Consider the following 662-nt stretch of genomic DNA (forward strand, 5'->3'; position numbering starts at 1 on the left):
CCGGAGATAGAGAATACGTCTTCGATAGGCAACAGGAACGGTTTGTCCACGGCACGCTCAGGAGTCGGGATGTAGCTGTCCAATGCAGCAGCCAGTTCGAAGATTTTTTCTTCGTAAGCAGCGTCGCCTTCCAAGGCTTTCAGTGCAGAACCTTGTACGATCGGGCAGTCGTCGCCTGGGAAGTCGTAGCTTGACAGCAAGTCACGGATTTCCATTTCAACCAGTTCCAACAGCTCGGCATCGTCAACCATGTCGCATTTATTCATGAACACGATGATGTAAGGTACGCCTACTTGGCGGGCCAACAGGATGTGTTCGCGGGTTTGCGGCATAGGACCGTCAGCAGCGGAACATACCAAGATTGCGCCGTCCATTTGTGCGGCACCGGTAATCATGTTTTTAACGTAGTCGGCGTGACCCGGGCAGTCTACGTGTGCGTAGTGGCGGGTTTCGGTTTCGTATTCTACGTGTGAGGTATTAATGGTAATACCGCGGGCTTTTTCTTCGGGAGCGTTGTCGATTTGGTCGTAAGCTTTTGCAGCACCACCGAATTTTTTAGCCAAAATAGTAGTCAAAGCAGCAGTCAGAGTGGTTTTACCATGGTCAACGTGACCGATGGTGCCAACGTTTACGTGCGGTTTGCTACGTTCAAATTTTTCCTT

General features: G+C 50.8%; 1 protein-coding gene. It reads right to left on the reverse strand.

Features of this window, described 5'->3' with window-relative positions:
* On the reverse strand, nt 1–662 hold a 662-nt coding region (locus HMPREF2572_RS04285; protein WP_070496389.1), incomplete at both ends, for a GTP-binding protein.

Source organism: Neisseria sp. HMSC064E01 (genome assembly GCF_001808875.1).
Lineage (GTDB): Bacteria > Pseudomonadota > Gammaproteobacteria > Burkholderiales > Neisseriaceae > Neisseria > Neisseria sicca_A.